Source organism: Bacillus sp. A015, assembly GCF_053851875.1.
The window spans coordinates 60,546-82,558 of sequence record NZ_JBSPZB010000018.1 but is presented as its reverse complement, the minus strand read 5'-3'; the positions used below and the strand labels follow the sequence as shown (position 1 = coordinate 82,558).

The 22,013-nt window shown below is 42.4% G+C and carries 20 protein-coding genes and 2 pseudogenes; 9 read left to right on the top strand and 13 right to left on the bottom strand.

The annotated features are described in order from the left end of the window. Positions 1 to 90 precede the first annotated feature (90 nt). Positions 91 to 326 (bottom strand): annotated as a pseudogene (locus tag ACSLGF_RS14630) (hypothetical protein). A gap of 62 nt (positions 327 to 388) precedes the next feature. Further along, on the bottom strand, positions 389 to 1,822 hold the full coding sequence (locus ACSLGF_RS14625) for an SLC13 family permease (RefSeq protein WP_456006686.1): 1,434 nt from the start codon (positions 1,820 to 1,822) through the stop codon (positions 389 to 391). Between the two features lie 234 nt (positions 1,823 to 2,056). On the opposite strand from ACSLGF_RS14625, the gene pbp4 reads away from it, so the two are divergent. Together pbp4 and ACSLGF_RS14615 are read left to right on the top strand one after the other, a co-directional pair. Continuing rightward, positions 2,057 to 4,096 carry a penicillin-binding protein PBP4(5) gene (gene pbp4, locus ACSLGF_RS14620; protein WP_456006684.1) on the top strand — a complete coding sequence of 680 codons (2,040 nt, stop codon included), beginning with the start codon at positions 2,057 to 2,059 and terminating at the stop codon, positions 4,094 to 4,096. Between the two features lie 144 nt (positions 4,097 to 4,240). Then, positions 4,241 to 5,479: an MFS transporter gene (locus ACSLGF_RS14615; RefSeq protein ID WP_456006682.1), complete on the top strand. Its 1,239-nt coding sequence runs from the start codon at positions 4,241 to 4,243 to the stop codon at positions 5,477 to 5,479. A gap of 219 nt (positions 5,480 to 5,698) precedes the next feature. Here the strand turns inward: ACSLGF_RS14615 and ACSLGF_RS14610 are convergent, their stop codons facing one another. The 5 genes from ACSLGF_RS14610 to rfbF are packed head-to-tail and all read right to left on the bottom strand — an operon-like array spanning position 5,699 to position 10,480. Further along, positions 5,699 to 6,628: a putative nucleotide-diphospho-sugar transferase gene (locus tag ACSLGF_RS14610; protein ID WP_456006679.1), complete on the bottom strand. Its 930-nt coding sequence runs from the start codon at positions 6,626 to 6,628 to the stop codon at positions 5,699 to 5,701. Next, the gene (locus tag ACSLGF_RS14605; protein ID WP_456006677.1) at positions 6,629 to 7,819 is read right to left on the bottom strand and encodes a glycosyltransferase family 2 protein; all 1,191 of its coding nucleotides are present in this window, start codon (positions 7,817 to 7,819) and stop codon (positions 6,629 to 6,631) included. It abuts the gene before it with no gap. Then, on the bottom strand, positions 7,816 to 8,727 hold the full coding sequence (locus tag ACSLGF_RS14600) for a putative nucleotide-diphospho-sugar transferase (protein WP_456006674.1): 912 nt from the start codon (positions 8,725 to 8,727) through the stop codon (positions 7,816 to 7,818). The genes ACSLGF_RS14605 and ACSLGF_RS14600 overlap by 4 nt, the downstream gene beginning before the upstream one ends. Before the next feature lie 12 nt (positions 8,728 to 8,739). Next, positions 8,740 to 9,711: a GDP-mannose 4,6-dehydratase gene (locus tag ACSLGF_RS14595; RefSeq protein WP_456006671.1), complete on the bottom strand. Its 972-nt coding sequence runs from the start codon at positions 9,709 to 9,711 to the stop codon at positions 8,740 to 8,742. A gap of 4 nt (positions 9,712 to 9,715) precedes the next feature. Then, complete coding sequence (gene rfbF, locus ACSLGF_RS14590; RefSeq protein ID WP_456006669.1) at positions 9,716 to 10,480, bottom strand: glucose-1-phosphate cytidylyltransferase; 765 nt, start codon at positions 10,478 to 10,480, stop codon at positions 9,716 to 9,718. 352 nt (positions 10,481 to 10,832) lie between these two features. Between rfbF and ACSLGF_RS14585 the strand changes: the two genes are divergently transcribed. The 3 genes from ACSLGF_RS14585 to ACSLGF_RS14575 all read left to right on the top strand — a co-directional run bounded on the left by ACSLGF_RS14585 (position 10,833) and on the right by ACSLGF_RS14575 (position 12,910). After that, positions 10,833 to 10,982, top strand: coding sequence for a DUF1540 domain-containing protein (locus ACSLGF_RS14585; protein WP_099679841.1), 150 nt, complete (start codon positions 10,833 to 10,835; stop codon positions 10,980 to 10,982). A 198-nt stretch (positions 10,983 to 11,180) separates the two neighbouring features. After that, positions 11,181 to 12,260, top strand: a complete 1,080-nt coding sequence (locus ACSLGF_RS14580) for a DUF3900 domain-containing protein (protein WP_456006667.1) — start codon at positions 11,181 to 11,183, stop codon at positions 12,258 to 12,260. A gap of 197 nt (positions 12,261 to 12,457) precedes the next feature. Beyond that, positions 12,458 to 12,910: a GNAT family N-acetyltransferase gene (locus ACSLGF_RS14575; protein WP_456006664.1), complete on the top strand. Its 453-nt coding sequence runs from the start codon at positions 12,458 to 12,460 to the stop codon at positions 12,908 to 12,910. Positions 12,911 to 12,950: 40 nt separating this feature from the next. On the opposite strand, the gene ACSLGF_RS14570 is transcribed toward ACSLGF_RS14575, so the two are convergent. After that, positions 12,951 to 14,153: an MFS transporter gene (locus ACSLGF_RS14570; RefSeq protein ID WP_456006661.1), complete on the bottom strand. Its 1,203-nt coding sequence runs from the start codon at positions 14,151 to 14,153 to the stop codon at positions 12,951 to 12,953. A gap of 104 nt (positions 14,154 to 14,257) precedes the next feature. On the opposite strand from ACSLGF_RS14570, the gene ACSLGF_RS14565 reads away from it, so the two are divergent. Continuing rightward, positions 14,258 to 15,166: a LysR family transcriptional regulator gene (locus ACSLGF_RS14565; protein ID WP_456006659.1), complete on the top strand. Its 909-nt coding sequence runs from the start codon at positions 14,258 to 14,260 to the stop codon at positions 15,164 to 15,166. Positions 15,167 to 15,198: 32 nt separating this feature from the next. Here the strand turns inward: ACSLGF_RS14565 and ACSLGF_RS14560 are convergent. Further along, positions 15,199 to 15,677 (bottom strand): annotated as a pseudogene (locus ACSLGF_RS14560) (aminoacyl-tRNA deacylase). A 145-nt stretch (positions 15,678 to 15,822) separates the two neighbouring features. Between ACSLGF_RS14560 and ACSLGF_RS14555 the strand changes: the two are divergent. Beyond that, a complete protein-coding gene (locus ACSLGF_RS14555; protein WP_456006657.1) occupies positions 15,823 to 17,025 on the top strand; it encodes an MFS transporter in 1,203 nt (400 codons plus the stop codon). Between the two features lie 13 nt (positions 17,026 to 17,038). On the opposite strand, the gene ACSLGF_RS14550 is transcribed toward ACSLGF_RS14555, so the two are convergent. Then, positions 17,039 to 17,770 carry a MurR/RpiR family transcriptional regulator gene (locus ACSLGF_RS14550; RefSeq protein WP_456006655.1) on the bottom strand — a complete coding sequence of 244 codons (732 nt, stop codon included), beginning with the start codon at positions 17,768 to 17,770 and terminating at the stop codon, positions 17,039 to 17,041. A gap of 205 nt (positions 17,771 to 17,975) precedes the next feature. On the opposite strand from ACSLGF_RS14550, the gene ACSLGF_RS14545 reads away from it, so the two are divergent. Next, positions 17,976 to 19,304 (top strand): 6-phospho-beta-glucosidase, encoded by a 1,329-nt coding sequence (locus tag ACSLGF_RS14545; RefSeq protein WP_456006653.1) that lies wholly within the window; start codon positions 17,976 to 17,978, stop codon positions 19,302 to 19,304. A gap of 33 nt (positions 19,305 to 19,337) precedes the next feature. Here the strand turns inward: ACSLGF_RS14545 and ACSLGF_RS14540 are convergent, their stop codons facing one another. Further along, positions 19,338 to 19,985, bottom strand: a complete 648-nt coding sequence (locus ACSLGF_RS14540) for a DUF3885 domain-containing protein (RefSeq protein ID WP_456006651.1) — start codon at positions 19,983 to 19,985, stop codon at positions 19,338 to 19,340. 113 nt (positions 19,986 to 20,098) lie between these two features. Here ACSLGF_RS14540 and ACSLGF_RS14535 point away from each other — a divergent pair, with 113 nt between their 5' ends. Continuing rightward, positions 20,099 to 20,305, top strand: coding sequence for a hypothetical protein (locus ACSLGF_RS14535; RefSeq protein ID WP_456006648.1), 207 nt, complete (start codon positions 20,099 to 20,101; stop codon positions 20,303 to 20,305). A 172-nt stretch (positions 20,306 to 20,477) separates the two neighbouring features. Here ACSLGF_RS14535 and ACSLGF_RS14530 read toward each other — a convergent pair whose 3' ends face one another. Beyond that, entirely contained in the window at positions 20,478 to 21,398 is a 921-nt protein-coding gene (locus ACSLGF_RS14530; protein ID WP_456006646.1) for an NAD(P)/FAD-dependent oxidoreductase, read from the bottom strand. Between the two features lie 64 nt (positions 21,399 to 21,462). Then, positions 21,463 to 21,900, bottom strand: a complete 438-nt coding sequence (locus ACSLGF_RS14525) for an Rrf2 family transcriptional regulator (protein ID WP_456006643.1) — start codon at positions 21,898 to 21,900, stop codon at positions 21,463 to 21,465. Between the last annotated feature and the right edge of the window lie 113 nt (positions 21,901 to 22,013).

Genomic DNA, 22,013 nt, shown 5'->3' with positions numbered 1-22,013 from the left:
TCACTCTTGTCCCCATAGAAAAAACACCTCCACGTCTTATTTCGGATAACAACGATCCGTTTTCAAACTTGAAGGTGTTTTTTATTTGTCTCATCTTATGGGGTCAGTCCCGATTCCCGGTCTCTTTTTTTGTTTAAATGAAACTGTTTTTTGCTGAACGTACTTCCTTTGAATGGATTTAGCTGCTGGTGAAAAAGAGGCAGGTGAGTCCACTTGATCTCGATCATCTACGTGGCTTTTTGTCCCGGCAAAACCGCTTGCATCTCCAACATTCTGTCCCTACCCCTGATTTTTGCCACTCTGCTAGCTATTTGTCCGACATTCATCGCTTACGCATTTTCAAAGGAATTAATTTCGGATCCGTTCAAACCCCTCATCTTTCATCGGTTCAGCTTTTAAGCACGATCGGCAGCCAGAAATAAACCGCAAGGACAATCGCCACAATACTGATGATATTTAACCAAAAGCCCGCCTTGACCATATCAGAGATTTTCAGCACGTCCGCACTAAAGACAGCCGCATTTGGCGGTGTAGAAATGGGCAGCATAAACGCACAAGAAGAAGCTAAAGCAGCCGAAGCCATTAAACCGTACGGCTCGATGCCAATTGCAAGGCCAAGCCCTACCGTAATCGGAATAATCATATTGGCAACAGCTGTATTGGACATAATTTCTGTCATAAATAAAATAGCGCTTGTTAAAATAATCAGCAGCATGAGATACGAAAGCCCATTTAAATGCTGTAAATTTTCCCCGATCCATCCTGTTAGATTGGTCTCTGCAAAGCCCGTAGCGAGCGAAAGCCCGCCCCCAAACAAAAGCAAAAGTCCCCACGGCAGCTGCTTCATATCCTGCCATTCTAGTATTCTCTCTCCATTTGTCGCTGGAATGAGAAATAACAACATCGCACCAAAAATGGCGATAGATGTATCAGATACGGTGATCCCTCCAAACAAAAAGATTTTAAATATCCACAAAAAAGCCGTCATGAGAAAAATAGCAAAAACCCATTTTTCCTCTTGTTTCATTTTGCCTAAATCTTCTAACCCCTTCCGTATGAACGCTACACTCATTTCACCTGTGTGCTCTACCTTGAACTGTATCTTGGTCAAATACAGAAATAAGAGAATAAGAAGAACAATCGCCACGGGAAAACCAAACAAAAACCATTCAAAGAACATAATTTCCCGATCTAACAGCTTTTTTGACATCGCAGCAAAAACAGCATTTGGCACTGACCCAACAAGTGTCGCCAAACCACCAATTGACGCTGAATAAGCAACCGATAATAAAATACTTTTGGTGAATCGATCAAGAGATGCACCAGATAAGATTTCGTTCGCTTTGACCTCTTTAATAACAGCCAATGCCACCGGCAGCATCATCAGTGCTGTAGCTGCATTAGAAATCCACATAGATAAAAAAGCAGTCGCGATCATGACACCTAATACAATGCGGTCACTTCTTGTGCCAATGATCTTTAAAATATGTAATGCCATTCTTCTATGTAAATTCCATTTTTCAATTGCGATTGCGATCATAAATCCGCCCATGTACATAAAGACAATCGGGTCTCCATAAGCCCTTGATGCTTGCTCCATAGAGAGCCCGCCAAGTGTTGGCAGAAGGATGATGGGCAATAAAGAGGTTGCTGGTATCGGCAAAGCTTCTGTCACCCACCACGTCGCAGTCCAAGCCGTAATGCCTAATACCACTCTCGCAGCATAAGTCAATTCATCTTCTGGTATGAGAAAAAGAATCAACAAGAAGAGCATTGGTCCAAGAACAAGTCCAGTCAAATTCACTTTTTTATAAACGATCACAATCCCCCCTAATGAAAACGCTTGTTAAAATTTTTTCTAAATTTCCACATTCGATGATTTCTAAAGAAATCCTTTAAATCATAAGAAAAAATGAAGATATCTTTTAGATAAACTTACTGTCATTATTCACATTCCTAAACCACGACTTGATCTATTTTCATAGGAGAAACTATACAAATCACACGCAATAACTGTAAAATATAGAGGATCTAATCAAAAATTGAGGTGTTTTCATTGTATACAGATCAACGAAAATCATTTTGGAAACAAAAAAAAGTCATCATACCCATTCTTAGCATTATCGTGATTGTTGCTGCTTTCTTTTTCTTAAAAGATACTCTTCTCTCAAAAGAAAAAGAGGCGTTACAGGCGGCCGAGTCCTTTACGAAACACATGGAGAAGAAAGACTTTGCGAAGCTGGCAGATGAGGTAACGAGTGCGTCTCTGAAAGCCAATGACTTCTCCAAAAAACAACTAGCCGAAAAATACGACAATATTTTTAATGGAATTGGTGCTTATGATCTGAACGTATCAAAGGTCAAAGTCGAAAAACAGGACAAAGGAAATGGGTATCAGTTCACCTATGATGTCACGATGAAAACGTCTCTTGGAAAGCTGAACAAGCTGTCATACAAGGGGGTTCTCACCGAAGAGGATGACAAGTGGAAAGTGGACTGGAAGCCAAATCTCATCTTCCCGCAAATGGAGAAGGGAGATACCATCAAAGTAAAAACAGATCCTGCTGTACGCGGAAATATTGTGGATCGGAAAGGCCGTACTTTAGCAGAAACAACTGGTGGAAACGCTCTTGGCATCATCCCAGGAAAGCTCGGGACAGGGAAAGAAAAAGAACGCAATATGAAAAAGATCAGCAAAGCTTTTGATATAGATGAAGAATTGATTCAAAATCAGCTGAAACAAACATGGGTCACAGACGACACGTTTGTTCCGCTGAAATCTATGTTAAAGCAAATGCCGATTCCAAAGGACGTAAACGGCGTCACCTATCAATCGAAGGAAATGCGCTACTATCCATATAACGAAGCCGCTGCTCATCTAACAGGCTATGTCGGAAAAGCAAATGCGGATGATATCAAAAGGAATCCAGCATTAAAGGCTGATCAAATCATTGGCAAAACCGGTCTTGAATTCACATTCGATCAAAATTTACGAGGACAAGATGGTGGCAGCATTCTCATTGTCCATGATGAAACAGGTATTGAAGAGACATTGCAAAAAACAGACCGAAAAGACGGAAAAACAGTGAAGCTGACCATTGATGCTTCATTACAGAAAAAAGCCTATGAGCAGCTGAAAGGTGAAAAAGGGGCTGTCACCATCATGAATCCATCATCTGGTGATCTATTAGCGCTTGTCAGCACCCCTTCCTACGATGTCAATCTCATGACAAACGGGATAACACCTAAGCAATATCAGGCATACAGTGAAAACCCGGACCTCCCATTCCAAGCTCGATATGCGAGCCGGTATGCACCAGGGTCCACATTCAAAACCATTACAGCAGCCATTGGGCTGGAAACAGGTGTCACAAAGCCTAATAAAGTGCGCACCATTCATGGACTGAAATGGCAAAAGGATCAATCATGGGGAAATTATCAAATTACACGGGTGCACGCCAAAGAAAAAGTGAATATGGTCGATGCCCTTGTGTACTCTGACAATATTTACTTCGGACAGGAAGCACTTGAAATTGGTAAAGACACCTACGAGAAAAAAGTGAAAACTTTTGGGTTTGGCGAAGACTTACACATGCCATTTACAATGAAACCAGCACAAGTATCGAACGATGGCATTCAATCGGACATCCTACTCGCTGACTCGGCATATGGTCAAGGTGAATTACTCATGTCACCGATTGAGCAAGTACATGCCTATTCTCCTTTTGCAACCGGAGGCAAGCTTGTCTATCCTCGAGTGATTCAAGATGAAAAAACAGCATCACCAAAGCAGATCATCAAAGAAGACTCAGCAAACACGGTGAAAGACGCGCTGACTCAAGTCGTCACCAATCCAAACGGTACAGCTCACTCCTTACAAATCAAAGGAGCAGATATCGCCGCTAAAACTGGAACGGCAGAGCTGAAGAGCAAACAAGGTGCAACAGATGGCACTGAAAATGGATTTTTACTTGCGTTTAATCCTAAAAAAGAAGATTACGTCCTCGTCGGCATGATCGAAGGTGTGAAAAACCGCGGCGGCAGTGGACTTGTCATTCAAAAAATGAAACCTGTAATCGCTTCTTTTTATCAATAATCCTTTAGAGACACACGCTATCAATCAAGCGCTGTGTCTCTTTTTTCTAAATCATGACAATTTACTATTGTTTTATAGTTCACCTTATGAATAAAATGAGGGGAATGCAAAAAGAAAACAGTTGGATGAAAGGAGGAAGTCTCATTGGCTATTGCTGCTCGTGCAAAGGATAAACCCCAAAAAGCTGTCACCGGCTCAACGGTTTATCCCATTTTATTGATCATTGGTATTTGCCATATGCTCAACGACACATTGCAAGCCGTTATTCCTGCCATGTTCCCTATTTTAGAACGCTCAATGGGGCTGACCTTTACACAATTAGGGCTGATTGCCTTTACATTAAATATGGTCTCCTCCGTGATGCAGCCTGCGATTGGGTGGTACACAGATAAACGGCCGATGCCCTATGCACTTCCTGTTGCTTTATTCTCAAGTGCTGTCGGTATATTCGGACTTGCGTTTGCCCCATCCTTTGCGACCATTTTGCTTTGCGTTGTCTTTATCGGACTCGGCTCTGCGATCTTCCATCCAGAGGGCTCACGTGTTGCCAACATGGCAGCTGGCCCAAGACGAGGACTTGCCCAGTCCATCTATCAAGTAGGCGGGAATACAGGTCAAGCCTTTGCACCACTTATCGCTGCATTAATGCTCGTCCCGCTCGGTCAGCCAGGAGTGGCTTGGTTTACGATTGTTGGAATGATTGCTGTCGGTTTCCTTCTCTATATTTCCAGATGGTACGCTGCGAAGCTTCAAGCCATTAGAGCACAAGCGAAGAAAGCACATGCGAAAGCTCCAAGGTCTGATATTCACCGTAAGTCAGCACTCGCGGCACTTGGCATTATCGTCTTTCTCATCTTTGCCCGCTCTTGGTATGGGAATGCAATCTCGAATTTCTATGCGTTTTATGCGATTGAACAATATGGATTGACGATTAAAGAATCACAGACTTATATTTTCTTATTTCTTATTCTAGGTGCAGTCGGGACATTTTTAGGCGGGCCGCTTGCAGACCGCTTCGGCAAGAAAACCGTGATTTTAATTTCCTTATTGGCATCCTTTCCACTTGCCCTGCTGCTGCCATTTGCCGGACCTGTTTTTGCTTATGTTTTACTTGGACTAATTGGGGTCATTCTGACATCAAGCTTCTCTGTCACAGTCGTTTATGCTCAAGAACTATTTCCCGGGAAAATTGGCACAATGTCTGGTTTAACAGTTGGGCTTGCGTTTGGAATGGGTGCGATCGGATCGGTTGCCCTCGGTTCATTCATTGATGCCTTCGGTTTAACTCCTACCATGATCGGTGCTGCCTTTTTACCGATTTTAGGCATCTTAGCCGTCTTACTTCCTAGTGATCACACCATCTCCAAATGGAATGAATCATAAAATTGAAAACCGCTCAGTTAATGAGCGGTTCAGATTGATGACAAAGGGCTAAAATGAACTTTATTTTAGCCCTTTGTCTTCTTGTCAGCGTGATAGAAAACCTTTGCAGTCTAGGAAAGCGGAGCGAATTTGACATTCGTGAGCACCGGCACGCAGGACTGACACCGAATGCGAGGGTTTATCTACACGCTGAAACCGCTCAGATAATGAGCGGTTTTTTCATATCTCATAAAAATGCGTGTCGGGAACATGCTTCTTCGCAATAAACCCTTGCTGAAATTCTGGAAATATCTCTTGCACCTGTTTAATTTTTTGATGAACCAAATTGGCATACGGAATATACAGATGATCCACCAGCTTTTGTTCTTTCATATAGTAATACCAATTGAGATTAAAGGTATTCTCATCAATGATCGTAAAGGCAGAAAAATGATAGAACAGTAGAGGATTTTCGTCGAGGTAAATATCCCCTTCCACAATGGAAAGCTTATAGTTTTCAATATTCCAAATCGCCGCATTGGCCCCTTTAGATGTCACCACATGGACACCTTCAAAATCATCGATCCATCTTTCAACATACCGCTGGTCTCCATACGTCTTTTTTTCCGTATCCATTTCTACTGTACAGTGCGCAATGCAGTTTTCTTTCCATTGCGTTACCGCCTGTTTGGCAACGTCTGTGTTACGACAGCCTACAAAACCAGTATTAAAGCGGCCGGACAATTCATAAAAGTGATAGAATCGCTTGGAATTCATATGATCCGTCAAAAATAAATGAGCGAGTGGATTCTCTTCAAATATCGCCCCTGGATCATGATAAAAATACAAATCAGTATCCAAATGAGCGAGATAATCCGCATCTGAGGACTCAAGAATTTTGAGTAGAAAGGCAGGCTTTAACGTCCAGCAATACTCATGGAACGTACGATCACCTTTTGCCTTTCGCAGCGAATCATCTTCAATGTCTTCAAGCTGTTCATATTGGACATGCGGGCGAGGAAACTGATTTAACACCTTGTAAGCCAAAGGGTCCGCACATAAAACAGACAGCTTGAATGAATGGGCGGTTTGTTCAAGTGAATGAATCAGTGCGAGCAGCTTAAATACATGGGTATTCGACACAATGGTTGTAAAATGATAGGATGCCATCTACAACACATCCACTTGAAACAAATCAACGCATAACAGCTCTTTCGTCAGCCCTTGAATTGCTTCCACAAGAACCGTGCAGCCATATTCCTGCCTTGCAAGCTGCGCAGTCTCTGACAGCTTTTTCAAGGGAAAGTGCTTTGCTGTCAGCACATCTTTTTGATCACGTTTGATGTCTACATTCCGCTCTGTGATCAAATGAAGCAGCTCTAAAAAATAAGATAACAGACCATCAAATGACGGATTCTCACGCAGGTGACGAATTTCTTTCACGATGTCATTTGTCACGGTGTGAGAAAACGGGCCAGAGAATGCCAAATGGACATCAATGGAATCAATATTGTTGTACTTCTCGCACATATACAAAATATTATATTTGACGTCATCAAATGACGTTAAATTACTTGGATGCTCTTGATGCACACTCATGATATCCTCTCTCAGTTCAAATGATAGGCCAAGCTGATGCAGACGAATCCCTAAATCATAATCCTCAAACCCGTACCGAACGATATTTTCATCAAACATCCCCAGTGCCATGACATGCTTTCGCTTTACTGAGGAGTTATTTGTAATGAAAAAGCGCCACGGCAGCTCATAAGAACTTAAATCATAGTGGTACATGTCCAAGATGTCTTTGAGGATATCAATAAACTCAGACTGCAAATCGAAGCTTTTCTCTAGAAATGCACCATTTTCGACTTCTTCCATTGATAAGAGAAGCGTTTTGTTCTTCATTTCCAGCTGATACAGCCCTTGTGTTTTCAATCGCTTCACGTGATCTTTATCAAATGCTGTGTAAAAATAACGATAGATCCGCTTCCAGCACACACCGCAAATGACGAGATCCTCTTGATCAGCATGCGCCTCTCTATGCTTTTGAATAAATTGCGGCTCTGCCAGCATATCACTGTCATGGAAAATCAGCAGGTCTCCCTCTGCCTCGCGAATGGCATGATTGCGTCCCTTGGCAATCCCTTGATTGACAGGGATACGCACCTTTTTGAACGGAAAGTTCACCTCAATTTTTCCGAGCATTTCCATCGTGCCATCCGTTGACCCATTATCGGCGACAATGACCTCAAATGGAATATCCGTTTCCTGAAGCGTTAAGGAAAAGAGGCTACCTTCTAAGCGCTCTTTCGCATTATAGCTCGGAATAATGACGCTTACCTTTGGCTTTTTGTTCATGCGTCATCCCCCTCCAGTTTGGCATAGCCGTTAAACATTGGATTGACTCGCTCCACAGATTCAATCACATGAATAAGCACTTCCCGATAGGCTTCTTGGAAAAATGGCAAGTCATTTCTCCCGTTTTCATGGATTTGCTGCATATGATCCTTACTCACGATTCGAAAGCCGCTGAAATGATAGCAAATGAGCGGGCTCCCATCCTCAAGCAGAATACGCCCATTCTCTTCCCGATAGGAATGCTGTCCATAGTTCCAATGACCAATATTGACGCCCTTTGTTTGAATATCTTCTACTTTTTCAAACAGCATCGGCATATGATCCAGGTACCCTTGGTCTCCAAACTTGCCTTCTCCCGGTGCATTTTTGCATTCTTTTAGACATTCTTCTTTCCACCAGCTGAGACACTTCCGTCCGGCTTCATCTCCTTTAAAGTGTAGGAAGCCCGAGTTATATCGCCCTAAAAGCTTCTGAAGCATTTTCACTTCCTCTGGATCAAAGCTTGGAATGACAATATCCCCTCTCGAGAGTAAAACAGAGGCATCCGGCTGGTTTTGAAAAATGACTTGCGGGCTCTCATAAAAGAACAAATCCGCATCAAGATATGTCACTTCCTCCGTCTTCTCCTGTTCAAATAACCTCTCAATCCACATCGGCTTTAATGTCCAGCAATATTCCGACGCATCCCGTTCCTCTTTTTTCTCTAGCAGCTCCGGCGTTTCAAGCTCCCGTACATGAACAAGATCGACATGTGGGAAATTCATTTGACGAAGCAAATCAAATGCAGCATCATCCATACATAACGTCTTGATGACAGCATCATCTTCTACTTGCTTCAACGATAAAAAAAACGCAATGGCTTGATAAAGTCTTCCACTTGATAGAACCGTACAATATATGCTGTTCATCTATTTACACCTCTATTTTTGAAAGAATTCGCGGTACCATTCAATTGTCTTTTCTAAACCTTCATCAATGGAGTAGTCAGGCTTCCAATCAAGCAGTTTTCTCGCTTTTTCTGCCGATAAATATTGATGTTTAATCTCATGCGTTCCTTGGTTCAGAATACGAGGCTTCAGATCGCTTCCCATTGCCTTTAAAATCTTATCCACGAGCTCAAGGACCGTCAGCTGAATTTCATTACTAAAGTTAAAGGCTTCTCCTGCCAGCCTTTTTTCCTCCATTTTTTCAGCTAGCAGCAAATAGGCCTTGACCGCATCTTCAATGTAGAAGTAATCACGAATAAAAGTGCCGTCACTTCTAATTTCCGGTGCCTTTCCCTCTAAAACTAGCTGGATGGTTTGCGGAATAATTCGGTTAAAATTCAAATCTCCGCCTCCGTATAAATTGCCGCATCGCGTAATACAAACCGGAAGACCATATGTGTTGTAGTATGTGTGAGAAATCAAATCTGCACAGCTTTTCGATACATCATACGGATGTTTCCCGTTAAGCGGCATCTCTTCATCATATGGAAGCTGCTCCTGATCACCGTATGCTTTGTCACTTGAAGCCACAATCACTCGTTTGATCAGCGGCTGTCTTCTGCACGCCTCCAGCACATTCCATGTACCTAAAATGTTGGCTTCAAATGTAGAAACAGGATGTCTATTTGCGACCCCCACAATGGCTTGGGCCGCCAAATGGAAGACGGTATCAATTTCGTATTCTCCTAACGCACGTTCAATCGTCTGCATGTCCTCCAATGCGCCTTGCACCACATTCATCTTTTCAAATTGACTGCCTTGATATAAATTCGATCTTGGCACTTGATCACGCACAAGCCCTGTCACGTTGGCGCCTTGATCAATCAATTCCTTGACGAGATAGCTCCCTAACAGCCCTGTACATCCAGTCACAAATACGTTCTTGCCATTCCAAAATCCGCTCATGCCGTCACCAAACCTTCCATGGTTGTTTTCCTTCTGTCCACATGCCGTTGATTTCCTTCAGATTTTTATACGTATCAATTGCTGTCCAAAACCCGTGGTGCTCATAAACCGCAAGCTCTCCATCATTCGCCAGATGTTGAAGAGGCTCCGCTTCGAACACGCATTGATCATCGTCTGTCAAATAATCAAATACCTTTGGAGACAACACAAAAAATCCTCCATTGATCATCCCGATACTGTCTGTCTTCTCAGAGAAGGATTGTGCCATCCCGTTATACACCTTCAGCGTCCCGTACTGTGACATCTTTTCAATTCCCGTGACAGTGGCAGCTGCCCCAAGATCTTGATGGAGCTTGAGCAAATGAAACATATTGATATTGGCGAGCCCATCACCATACGTCATCATAAATGTCTCATCACCAATGTAGTCCTGCGCCTGTTTTAAACGTCCGCCTGTCATCGTATTCTCGCCCGTATCTAAAAAGGTGATTTTCCAGCTTTCTGATTTCTCTAAAAGCTTCATTTCTCTTGTCGACATATCCAGCTGCATGCTGTGATTCCGCCAGTCGTAGTCGAGAAAATACTCTTTGATCTTCTCTCCTTTATATCCAAGCAATAAGATAAACTCGTCTACACCGTAATACTGATAGATTTTCATAATATGCCATAGAATAGGCCGATCTCCGATCATAGCAAGTGGTTTAGGAAGCGCTTGTGTGACCTCACTCATTCTCGTTCCCTTTCCTCCGCAGAGAATGACTGCTTTCATCTTCTCCCCTCATCTCTCTATGAAGATTTTGATTGAAAACCCTATCTTTATGTGGAAATTAGTACATATATTCTCATACTTTGTCCGACATCAGGTTTTGAATCTACTCTATTCATATGTCGAAATGAGAGATGGTGCAACCTAGCATTTAACTATTTTTACAAATAAAAAAGAGCGAGATTTGTATTCTCGCTCTTTCGAAGTTTAAATTGTATATTTTCAGGGTAGATGGTATGATAAACATGTGCATAAGTAGCACAAACAGCCTCTTTCTATAAAGAGACTACTAGATTGAATGAATTCAAGTGGCAGCTTGCTTCATTCTCAATATGAATCACGGAGGTGAATTCCCATGGCACAAAACGTACTTTGTGAGGTGAACTCTTGCCGTTTTTGGGCTGAAAACAGCTGTACAGCTTCTACAATTAAAATTGGTAAAAGCACAATGACTGATGTGACTCGCAATGCAGAAACTGATTGCGAAACATTTGAAACAAAATAATACATTTTTCTAAGATGAAGGAACTGGCAGGTTCCTTCTTTTCTTTTACCATTCTATCAAGAATGATAATTATTATCAAGTGTTTTTCAATAAACATTTCTCGGGAAATAATGACACGATATTTCTCCATTCGTTGACGATTTTCACTCCTTTTTCTATACTCAACATATCCGAAGAAGAAAAAGTGGTGACCAATTAATGGATTTTACGATTCGTTTTCTATCATTCTTTGTCGTTGAAGTCGAAGGCAAAGATGAACAAGCAAATAAACGATTTAAACATTATCAAACATTAGACCAAGAGGAATTTGTACAAAGTGAGCTGAAGGACTTTTTAGACGGAGAGCTGAAAAAAATCGTCAAACGAAAAGTGGACAGACACCCTAAATCTGAACAAGTACCGACCAAAATCGGCCGTTTCATTGTAGAACCGGGCCATGAGCTCGATTCAAATCCAAACTACAATTTATTTCATCAGACGAGATTTGCTGATTCAAAAGAAATATTTAATGAGTGCAGTGAACAGTTTGTTCGCACGTATTTAGATACAAGTGCTGTCAGAGGCGGCGTTTTTTTAGTTGCGTCTGCGGTTCCTAAAAAGTATTTCGATGACTCCTTTGTCTTTATCATGAAATGCGATTTTGAACAGAAAGTCGCTTCTATCGCAGATACATCTACCTTGATTCGAAAAGTCGAAATGGCCATTACAACAAAAAACATGAAATCAATTCAATATCCGTTTATGCCAGAAGAGGGCATGACAGAGGAAGCAGAAGTGAAAATTCACCAGTCCTCACACGCCCGTTATTTTGAGGACTTTCTAAAATTCGTTGAATACGGAGAATCAATGCCTGAAATCATGAAATCACAGGTCATGAATATGGTGCAGGAACAAGTATTTGAAACATTACAGGATGAAAGTGAAGAATTAAAACAATTTGAAGAGGACCTTGAAATATGGGAAGCGAGTGAGAAACGAGAGATCAGGGAACGACTTGATACAGAACAGGTTACGTTAGCAGCTTCACACATTGTTGAACAAACCCCTGATATCACGATGAAAATGCGTCTAGGGGAAACGGAAATCAAAGGTCTTCTAGCAGACTTTGGCCACTCGATCCATATTGCGAAGGTCAACAATCGATATGTCGTGCTGGTTGAAGCAGACCAAATCGTATTCGAAAAAGGAAGCACACCTGTTGAATTCCATAAACCAAATGGCTTAAAAGAAGTCGTCAGCCAGCTGACGCAAAAAACATACGATTCAGACATAGATTAAGAGAACATCACTGCCTCTTGCGTTCAGCTGCATGAGACAGTTTTTTTATGCTTATATCAGCTTTTGTACATATGTGATCATAAAGAAAGACATGAAAGGAGGCGGTCATGATGAGAACATATACACTATCTTCTCTTCTATCTAATCAGGGGGTTCGCCTATTATCGTAAGCGTATCCCCTACGAAAGGGGTACAACATGACAAAAGAATACGTTTATGTAAAAGAAGTAAATGAACAGAACTGGTATGAATGCTGTCAGCTGACACTTAGTCAAAAGCAGCAGCTCTACATGGAATCAAACGCTGTTTCCATTGCTCAAGCAGCATTTGATACGAAGCTGAAGTGCTATGCCATCTATCTCCATGACTCAGTGGTCGGTTTTGCGATGTTTCGTACCGAAAAAGAAGAACTAGACGGCTGCTGGATTTACCGCATCATGATTGATGAAAAGCAGCAAAGAAAAGGGATTGGGACGGACGCAGTTAAACAGCTACTGGACGAAATGTGCCGTCTGACAAAAACAGATAAAATCATTGTCGGCTATCATCCTGACAATACCGCTGCTCACCGCTTATATGAAAGCTTAGGTTGTGTGAATGAAGGGCACTGTTTCGGTAAAGAAATGGCTGTCATCAAATACGTGAATTGACCATTTCACCATGTTGAAGCGATCACGTCAGCATGGCTCTTTACGCTGCATCAGAAGAGACATGTAGCCGGCCGCCTCTCGCCCACATGCTTAAAAGCACTAAGCTTATGATGATCATCAGCCAGAAGACACTGCTCGATCCAAAAAATTGAATCATCGTATATCCGCACAAAGGCCCTAAAGCAGCACCAATATCTTGAACGAAGGAATAGCTTGCAAGGAAACGATTCTTATCTGTTTGAGTAGAGGCTTTTTGAAAAGCAAGCGTATCCGTTAACGTCGTTAAGATCGTTGACAGCAGCTGCATCAAAAGCAACATAACAAGAAACCAGCCACTTACCTCCAGCATGACTGCAAGAATACTGAGACCTCCAAACGAAAGAAACATCCAGCAAAGCATTCGTTCCTTGAGCACAAGCCTATCAAACCATCTGCCTGTTCTTGGTGCGACAAATGGTTCCCACCCCCATCTGATCGCTTGAATCCCTCCACTTAAAGCAGATGCGCCTATCACATAACCGAAAAGAGCAAATTCATCCTGACCGATCTTTGCTTCAATCACATGACTCAGTGTTGAAGCAAATAAACCTTGTATCACTAGTGCTACAAGCATACCAGTCAGCAGTACTTTCACTACATCTCGTGCAAACCCCCTCTGTTTGATGCCATGATACACTTCTTTGCCTTGCCCCTTTTCAATCTCATCCAAAGACACATAAAAAATGCAGCCTAGCAATGAGAGTAAACCAAAGACGAGCGTCATCGCTTGAAAGCCGATAAAGCTTGCGAATAGCCCGCCAAATAACATGCCAAATAAACTGCCAAGGCGGTAAAGCCCGTTATAAAGACCCGTCAAATGGCCTTGTGAGCCTTCATCCATTTCAGCAATCAACCGCATTCCACTCATACGCAATAACGTCCATGCCAATCCCCATACGCAGCGGCAGATCAGCAGCAGCCAAAAACCGCTGACACCATATAGCATCGTTGTCACTGAGGCTATCAAGATAGCGATCAATACGCCAGTCTTCATTGGCACATATCGGTATAGCCACCAAACGACAGGCGTTAGAGGGATGCGAATGAATCGATTGATCGACAGCAGTAATCCGACCTCCCAAATGGAAGATAAACCAACCTCTCTCCAATAGATCGGAAGAACAATATAAAGCATTGAATCTCCAATGAGTGCAAACGCTGTGATGAGCGATATTGAGACGACTTGCTTTTGACGACGGTCCATTTTTCCCTGCCTCCTTCGCTACCTTTACGATAAGGGATGCCTTATAATAAATCTAATGAATGTTTTTGATTTAATCATCAAAATAATTGATAGGTGGTGCAAAAATGAATTTACATGCCCTCCGAATTTTTGCAAAGGTCGCAGAGACAAAAAGCGTCACACAAACGGCAGACGTGTTAGCATTGACACAGCCAGCTGTGACGGCTCAATTAAGGAGCATTGAACGAGAGATCGGTTTTCGCCTTTTTAAACGTAATGGCCGGGGAATTACACTCACGGAAACGGGGAAAATTCTGTATCCTTACGCCCGGCAAGTGTTTGAAGCTGAAAAGGAAGTAGAATATCAGATCACACTATTACAAAGCGGAAAAAAAGGGAGACTCCGAATCGCTTCTACCTACGTACCGCTCAACTTTTTGCTGCCTGATTGGCTTGCTGCTTTTAAAACAGCATCACCACAGACAGAAATTGAATTAAAAAGTGGAAACTCCGCTCAAGTCATAGAGAGCCTGCTTCAATATCAATCAGATGTGGCCATCGCTGTGATTGAAGATTTGCACCACGAGGAGATTCTCATCTCCCATTTGACTCATTTAAGCTATGATTTTATTGTCCCAGCGGACCATCCATTGAACGGAAAAACCGTCCCGCTTGAACGCCTGAGCCATGAACCTTTTTTAATGCGCGAAGAAGGCAGTTCCACAAGAGAAAAGCTCTTTTCTCTCTTTACCTCTAAAGGAATTAAAAAACCGACCGTTGATTTACAATTCAGCGGTGTCCATGAAGCGATTCAAATGATCAAAGCAGGCTATGGCATCACCCTTGTTCCACGTGATGCTGTTCACAAAAGTCTCGAACAGAAAGAAATTGGGCGCGTGTACATTGAAGGAATTGAAATCGTCAGACCTGTTGTTATCTGCAAACGAGCGAATGATCTTGAAGAAAATAAGACGGTGAATGCCTTCCTGCAAATGAAAGACATTGGTCCGTTTACAACTCCTGCAACAAATTAAAAAAGTGCCTGCTGAAGAAACAGGCACTTTCTCTATTCAGATGGCTGAACAATGTCAAACGGTACAGCCTTGGCTGCTTGAACTAATCGTTCTGGTGTCATCAGTATTTCATTTCCCCATTCGCCCGCTCCAACTCCTAATACCTCTTCTTCTAATAGCGAAGCTTCGATCATCGTGCGGAAGCCTTCAGGCTGCCAGCAAAATGGCGGAATCGAACCAATTCGATAGCCCGTCACTTCAAGAACCGTGTCCGGTGCAGCCATTTTGATATTACGGGAGCCGGCCGCTTTCTTTAGTTTTCCTGATTTGATATGCTGGTCAGCGCCAACCATCACAAGCAGCTGCTCCCCTTCCCCTGTTTCAAAGACAATGTTTTGATCATTTGTCTTTCTCGAAAACCAAGGGCTGCCGCTACATTAGCTGCACCTTTTTCTGTTTCGGCAGAAAATGTTTTGATGTCATATGGGATGCCGAGCTTGTCCAAAAAGTGATGTGCCGGTAATTTTCTCACTAGATTGAACCCCTTTCCTTACGGTGTCTTTCATTTAGCTTATCACAATCATCTCATCCTTAAGATGTATTTTTCAATGCAAAGCCTCTGGGCACTTCATCCCCATGCTATACTGAACTTGTTTTTGAAAAGGAGCCGGTTTGATATGGGAAACAAGTTTTGGTTTTATACAAGCAGTAAAAGCCTTCTCATGCTAAGTGATATTCTTTTTGTGATGACCATCACTTTTGTCATCTATCAAGATACACAATCTGTTGCCTATGCCGCAGTATTTCCGCTGATTAGAACGCTATGCCAGCTATTGGCTGGGCTCATCTCCCCTGTTTTGACAGATCGCTTTCAAGCCTATCGTCTATTGAAGTGGCTCCCTCTTTTTCGTCTTGGGATGACCATCGTGTTTACAGCACAATTTCATTTCTTTCAGCAGCATATGGTGTGGCTGTTTGGTGCGCTCATTTTAATTTCTATTACAGGTGGATTCATCAGTCCTTTATTACAAGCGATCATGCCTATGCTTGTGCCAGCAAATCAGCTTGTGAGAGCGAACAGTACAGCCTCCATTTTTCATCAAATGGTTCAAATCGCCGGCTATTCGTTTACTGGAATGCTCGTCTTGTTCATTGGTCCATTTTATTTACTGGGGATTACTTGTCTCATGATTGTGTTGTCATATCTATTGTTCATGCCCGTTTTTCCTCTTCTCAAACAAGAAGACGTAGATCGAAAAGCAAATAAGATGGACAGTTTCAAAGACGGCTGGACGGTCATTTGGAAAAATAAAACCGTTCGCACCCTGACCTTTATGGATGTTTGTGAAAATATAGCGGGTGCTGTTTGGATCGGGGCCATTACGCTTGCCTTTGTCACACATGATTTAAAGGAAAGTGAGGATTGGTGGGGCTTTATCAATGCTGCTTATTATACTGGCGCCATTATAGGCGGGCTCTTGGCTGCGTGGATGAGTCGTTTCATTCAAAAGCAGCTGCTCCTCTTTATGGCAGCAGGTTCATTCATCTATGCAGTCCTTACCATTCTTTTTGCATTGAACAGCCTTCCGTGGCTTGCTTTATTGCTTTGTATTTTGATGGGGCCTGCTTATCAAATCCGGGATGTTTCGCAGCAAACCATTCTTCAAACGGAAACGCCAGTCCGTGATTTATCAAAGGTGTATTCCGCTCACTACGTCCTTTCTTCAGTATCTGTCGGTTTATCTATTTTCTTTGTTGGGGTCATCGCAGATGCATTCGGAGCGCGGTTTGTGTATTTGTTAGGCGGTCTGTTTGTGCTCGTCTGTTCCGGGATTGCCATCCTTGCTTTTATGAGACAGAAAAAAAGAGCGGCTGTTTAATGAAGCGGCTCTTTTACTTTTCTTTTAACATCGCAAACATCTCACGGGCCATTGTTTCTAATATATACACGACCGGTGTTTGTGTGGTGATATTGGCTCTGTGCACTCGTTCATCTGTGACGTAATAGGCAATATTTAAATCAGAAATTCGCGAAATCGTGCAGTGCTGATTGTTTGTAATACTAATGATTGTGCTTCCTTCTCGTTTTAACTTCGAAATATGATCGATCGTAATACGGTTCTCCCCTGATACAGACAGCACAATGGTGACACTATTGTCTAAATACTGCATATTCATCGGGAAAAATGGATCATTGATGTAAAATGAAAATTTCTCAAGACTCGAAAAGTACCTTGCCCCATACTGCGCCAAAATGCCAGAACTGCCAGTCCCGATAAACAGCACATTTTTTGCTTCGGCAATGAGCCTTGCTGCCTCTTTGATTTTCTCCTCAAAGTCCCCTTTGAGTGTTCGTTCTATAAATTCATATAGAAAATGCTGGGTGCTTTTCAAAGAAGGTGTTTGCTCTGATTCTAAATACATTTTGAGCTTTACTTTAAACTCTGAAAAGCCTTCACAATTCACTTTTCGGCAAAAGCGAAGGACAGACGAGGTGGAAATATGAGCAGCATCTGCCAAGTCCCGAATTCTCATATACACGACCTTTTCACTGTTTTCCATGATGTATCGGTATAAAGCGCTTTCTAGTTCATTAAAGCTGGAAATGACCTCACTTGAAAACATCTGACTTCCCCTTTCTCCAACAACATGTCACAAGGCGTTTCTCCTATGTAACAAATCTCTAAATGAGACACCCTTGCCTAAAGACGCTGAAGTCATTTACGCACTAGATACTCTCACGATAAGCTATAGATGTACAAACAAAAGAAAAAGAATTGGCTTCACTCTATTATAACATTGCGCGTTACATTATTCGGAGGTGCAGAACATGGCAAAAGGATTAAAGGTTGTCACAATTGGCGGAGGATCAAGCTATACACCAGAGCTTGTGGAAGGATTCATTAAACGGTACGATGAATTTCCGATTAGCGAACTTTGGCTCGTCGATATTGAAGCAGGAAAAGAAAAGCTTGAGATCGTTGGAGACCTTGCAAAACGAATGGTCAAAAAAGCAGGACTTCCAATCGACGTCCATTTAACATTAGACCGTAAGAAAGCGCTTGCGGGCGCTGATTTTGTCACAACACAATTCCGTGTCGGACTTCTTGAAGCACGCATGAAGGATGAACGCATTCCTTTAAAATATAATGTCATTGGTCAGGAAACAAATGGTCCAGGCGGCTTATTCAAAGGGCTGCGCACCATTCCTGTCATTCTTGATATTGTCAAAGATATTGAAGAATTATGCCCTGACGCATGGCTTGTGAATTTCACGAACCCTGCCGGTATGGTCACAGAAGCAGTTCTTCGCTATTCAAACCACCGCAAAGTCGTTGGCTTATGTAACGTGCCAATCGGCATTCGCATGGGAATCGCCAAAGGGCTGGATGTAGACGCAAGCAGAGTCGAAGTCAGCTTTGCTGGATTAAACCATATGGTATTTGGACTCAACGTGTTCTTAGACGGCAAAAGCATCATGGATCAAGTGATCGAAGACATGGCAGATCCAAATTCCACAATGTCGATGAACAATATTCATGCGATTCCTTGGGATGCAGATTTCTTAAAAGATCTTGGCGTCATTCCTTGCCCTTATCACCGCTACTACTACAAAACAAGTGATATGCTGGCTGAAGAAAAGAAAGCAGCAGCGAACGAAGGGACTCGTGCAGAAGTCGTTCGTGCACTAGAAAATGACCTGTTCGAGCTTTACAAAGACCCTGATCTTGATATCAAACCGCCACAGCTTGAAAAACGAGGCGGTGCCTACTACAGTGATGCGGCTTGTAACTTGATCGCATCGATTTATAACGACAAGCATGACATTCAGCCTGTGAACACGATCAATAATGGCGCCATCAGCGACATTCCAAATGATTCTGCGGTTGAACTTAACTGTGTCATCACAAAAGACGGCCCAAAACCAATCGCTGTTGGTGAAATGCCGGTCGCTGTGAAAGGACTGATTTCTCAAATTAAATCCTTTGAACGTGTAGCCGCTGAAGCTGCCGTTACAGGCGATTACAACACAGCACTTGTGGCAATGACCATCAACCCGCTTGTCCCATCAGATGCCATTGCAAAAAGCATCCTAGATGAAATGCTAGAAGCACACAAAGAGTATTTACCTCAGTTTTTCAATACAGTAGAAGCTTAATAAGAAACCGCACTTGTTGAAAGTGCGGTTTTCTTATTTACCTGCAAACAGCCTGTCCATCTGAGCGCGATCATAGTCTAATAGCCAGTGCGGTAAGCCTTCATAGACTGGGCGTAGGCGTTCAGGATCTGCCGCAATGAGATCACAGCCTCGATCATCATATAAGTGAAAAATCATCTGTTTCGATAAATTGATGAGATAAATTTCATAATCAAGCTTTCCTTTCATGATTTGATTCGGTGCATAGAAATCCTCTTGGCACATGGCATGGAGAAGCGGGCGCAATCGAATATCTTGCAGCTGGCAATTGAGTGTAAATCTCTCTAATTTCAGTGCTTCTTCTAGCTCTGGTCGTACATAGGTCAAAGGCTCGTGACGTAATCGGTTACGCACTTGCCGGTGGACATATTTTTGATAGACAAGGAGCTTACGTTTCGTTAATTCATGTGCATGTTTTGTATACACATCTGTCACAAGCAGTATGTCGTCCCCTGGATGAAAAGCATATTTCACAATCTCAAAAGCACGATCCCCTGCTTTCTCTAACACGTCCGCTTCCTTTTCTATCGACCAATCTGCCACTTCAAACCGAAGCCCAAAGGGCCATTGGTAAAAAAGTGACGGCGTTAGTAAAAGATCAGGAAAATTATTTTTTAAAAACATATCTGTTTGATGGCTCATGTGATGTCCTTCCATTGGTTTTATTTCTTATTTTAATATTGAAGCCTATAGAAAAACAATTGGAAATCATCTGTCATTTCTTATATGATGGAAAGAGATGGAGGTGTGACCAATTGAAAAAATCCAAATGGTTTTTACACGTGTTCCTCACAGCATTGATCACCATGTGGATACAGGCTGGACTTGGTCAGGCGAACATTATTCATGTCACCAATGTATGGGTCGATGCCAGCAGCTGGATCCTCATTTTCTTTGTGATTTACGCTCTTCTCGAATGGACAGCTCACGTCCTATCAAAACGAAAAACCGCTCATCGTTAAACATCTCTTTTCATAGAGATGTTTCAGCGTGTAGACAAACCCTCGCATTCGCCCGCAGGTCTGCGTGCCGGTGCTCACGAATGTCAAATTCGCTCCGCTCCGGTACTCGTCCTTCCTAGACTGCAAAGGTTTTCTATCACGCTGAAAAGAAGACAAAGGGCTAAAATAAAGATCATTTTAGCCCTTTGTCAACAATCTGAAACTCCTCTTGCACAAGCTCATGAATCACGCCCATTCCTGTCTGACTGCCAGCAGCTGCTGCAAGAACTAGCTGAGCAGGACCGCCTAAATTATCACCACATGCAAATACACCGCTGACGGATGTGCGTCCAAGGATATCTGTTTCAATACCCGCATTCTTCGTCATTTGACAGCCAAGCTTTTCGGCAAATGGGGCTGATTGCTTGAAATCACTTGCGACAAATCCGCCTTCTCTTTTTACTCTCTCACCATTCGCAAGTTGAAGAGAGCACAGCTGCCCATTGTCATTTTCGATCGACACAATTGGCATATCAATGACTTGAATAGAATGCGCCGAAAGAAGTACCCTTTCCTCTTCAGCTAACACTTGTTGTCCATTCGTAAACACGATCAAATCCTTTGTCCAATTGGAGAGAAGCTTAGCCATATGCAAGGCACGTTGATTCTCTGCAATGAGCGCAAGTGCCTTGTCCTTTAATTCCCACCCATCACAGAAAGGACAGTTAAACAACGTCTTTCCATACACATCATGAATCCCTTTGATCTCTGGCAACATATCCTGAAGTCCCGTTGCCAATATGATTTTTTTCGATTCAACCGTATCCCCCTCTTGTGTCAGTAACGTAAAGCGGTCCTCTTTCTTTTGTATATCAACAATTCTACTTCGTTTGATTTGTATATTAGGGTAGGTTTGAAGATCTGCCTCTCCCGCTTTTCTGATCTCAAACGGTGTCATTCCATCGTTTGTAATAAAACCATGCGATTCCTGTGTCACTCGATTTCTTGGCTGCTCGTCATCAAACACGATGACCTGTTTTCTGCCCCTTCCCACAACAAGTGCTGCATTTAATCCAGCTGGTCCGCCTCCGATAATGGCACAATCTATTAACATGTGAACCTCTCCTTTTTATTAAAGATTTTAAAGACTCTTTATATCTATAATAGGTTCAAAAAAATCACATTTTGAGAAATGGATTTTTTTCTGTCTGCTCAATTTGACTCGCAATATCAATTAAACGTTTTTGACTGAGGGTTTCTTGCATTTTTGTTTCAACATCCTGCATGACTTGTTCAATCAAACAGCCATCATGAGGCATTAAAGACTCATGTTCTAAGGAACAGCGAAATAAATTCGTTTGCCCTTCTACAGCCTGAATGACGTCTAAAAACGAAATGTCTTCCTTTCGTTTGTTAATGGTGTATCCTCCCTTTGCACCAGGCGTTGATTCAATCAATCCCGCCTTCACAAGCTTTGTTAAAATTTTGGATAAATAGGTAGGTGAAAGATCTTGCATCTTAGCAAGAGGCTCAACACCAATCGCTTTGCCCTTTGGCGCAAGAGTTAAAAACACCATCGTATGCAGCGCATAGTTGGTCGCTTTAGAATATTTCATCAGATGATTCCTTTCTATCTATTATAGACATTTTATATCTGTAATTGATCATAAAAGATTCTTTTAAAAAAAGCAAGTATCGTGCATCTCCTTCCTGAATTCATTCCACATTT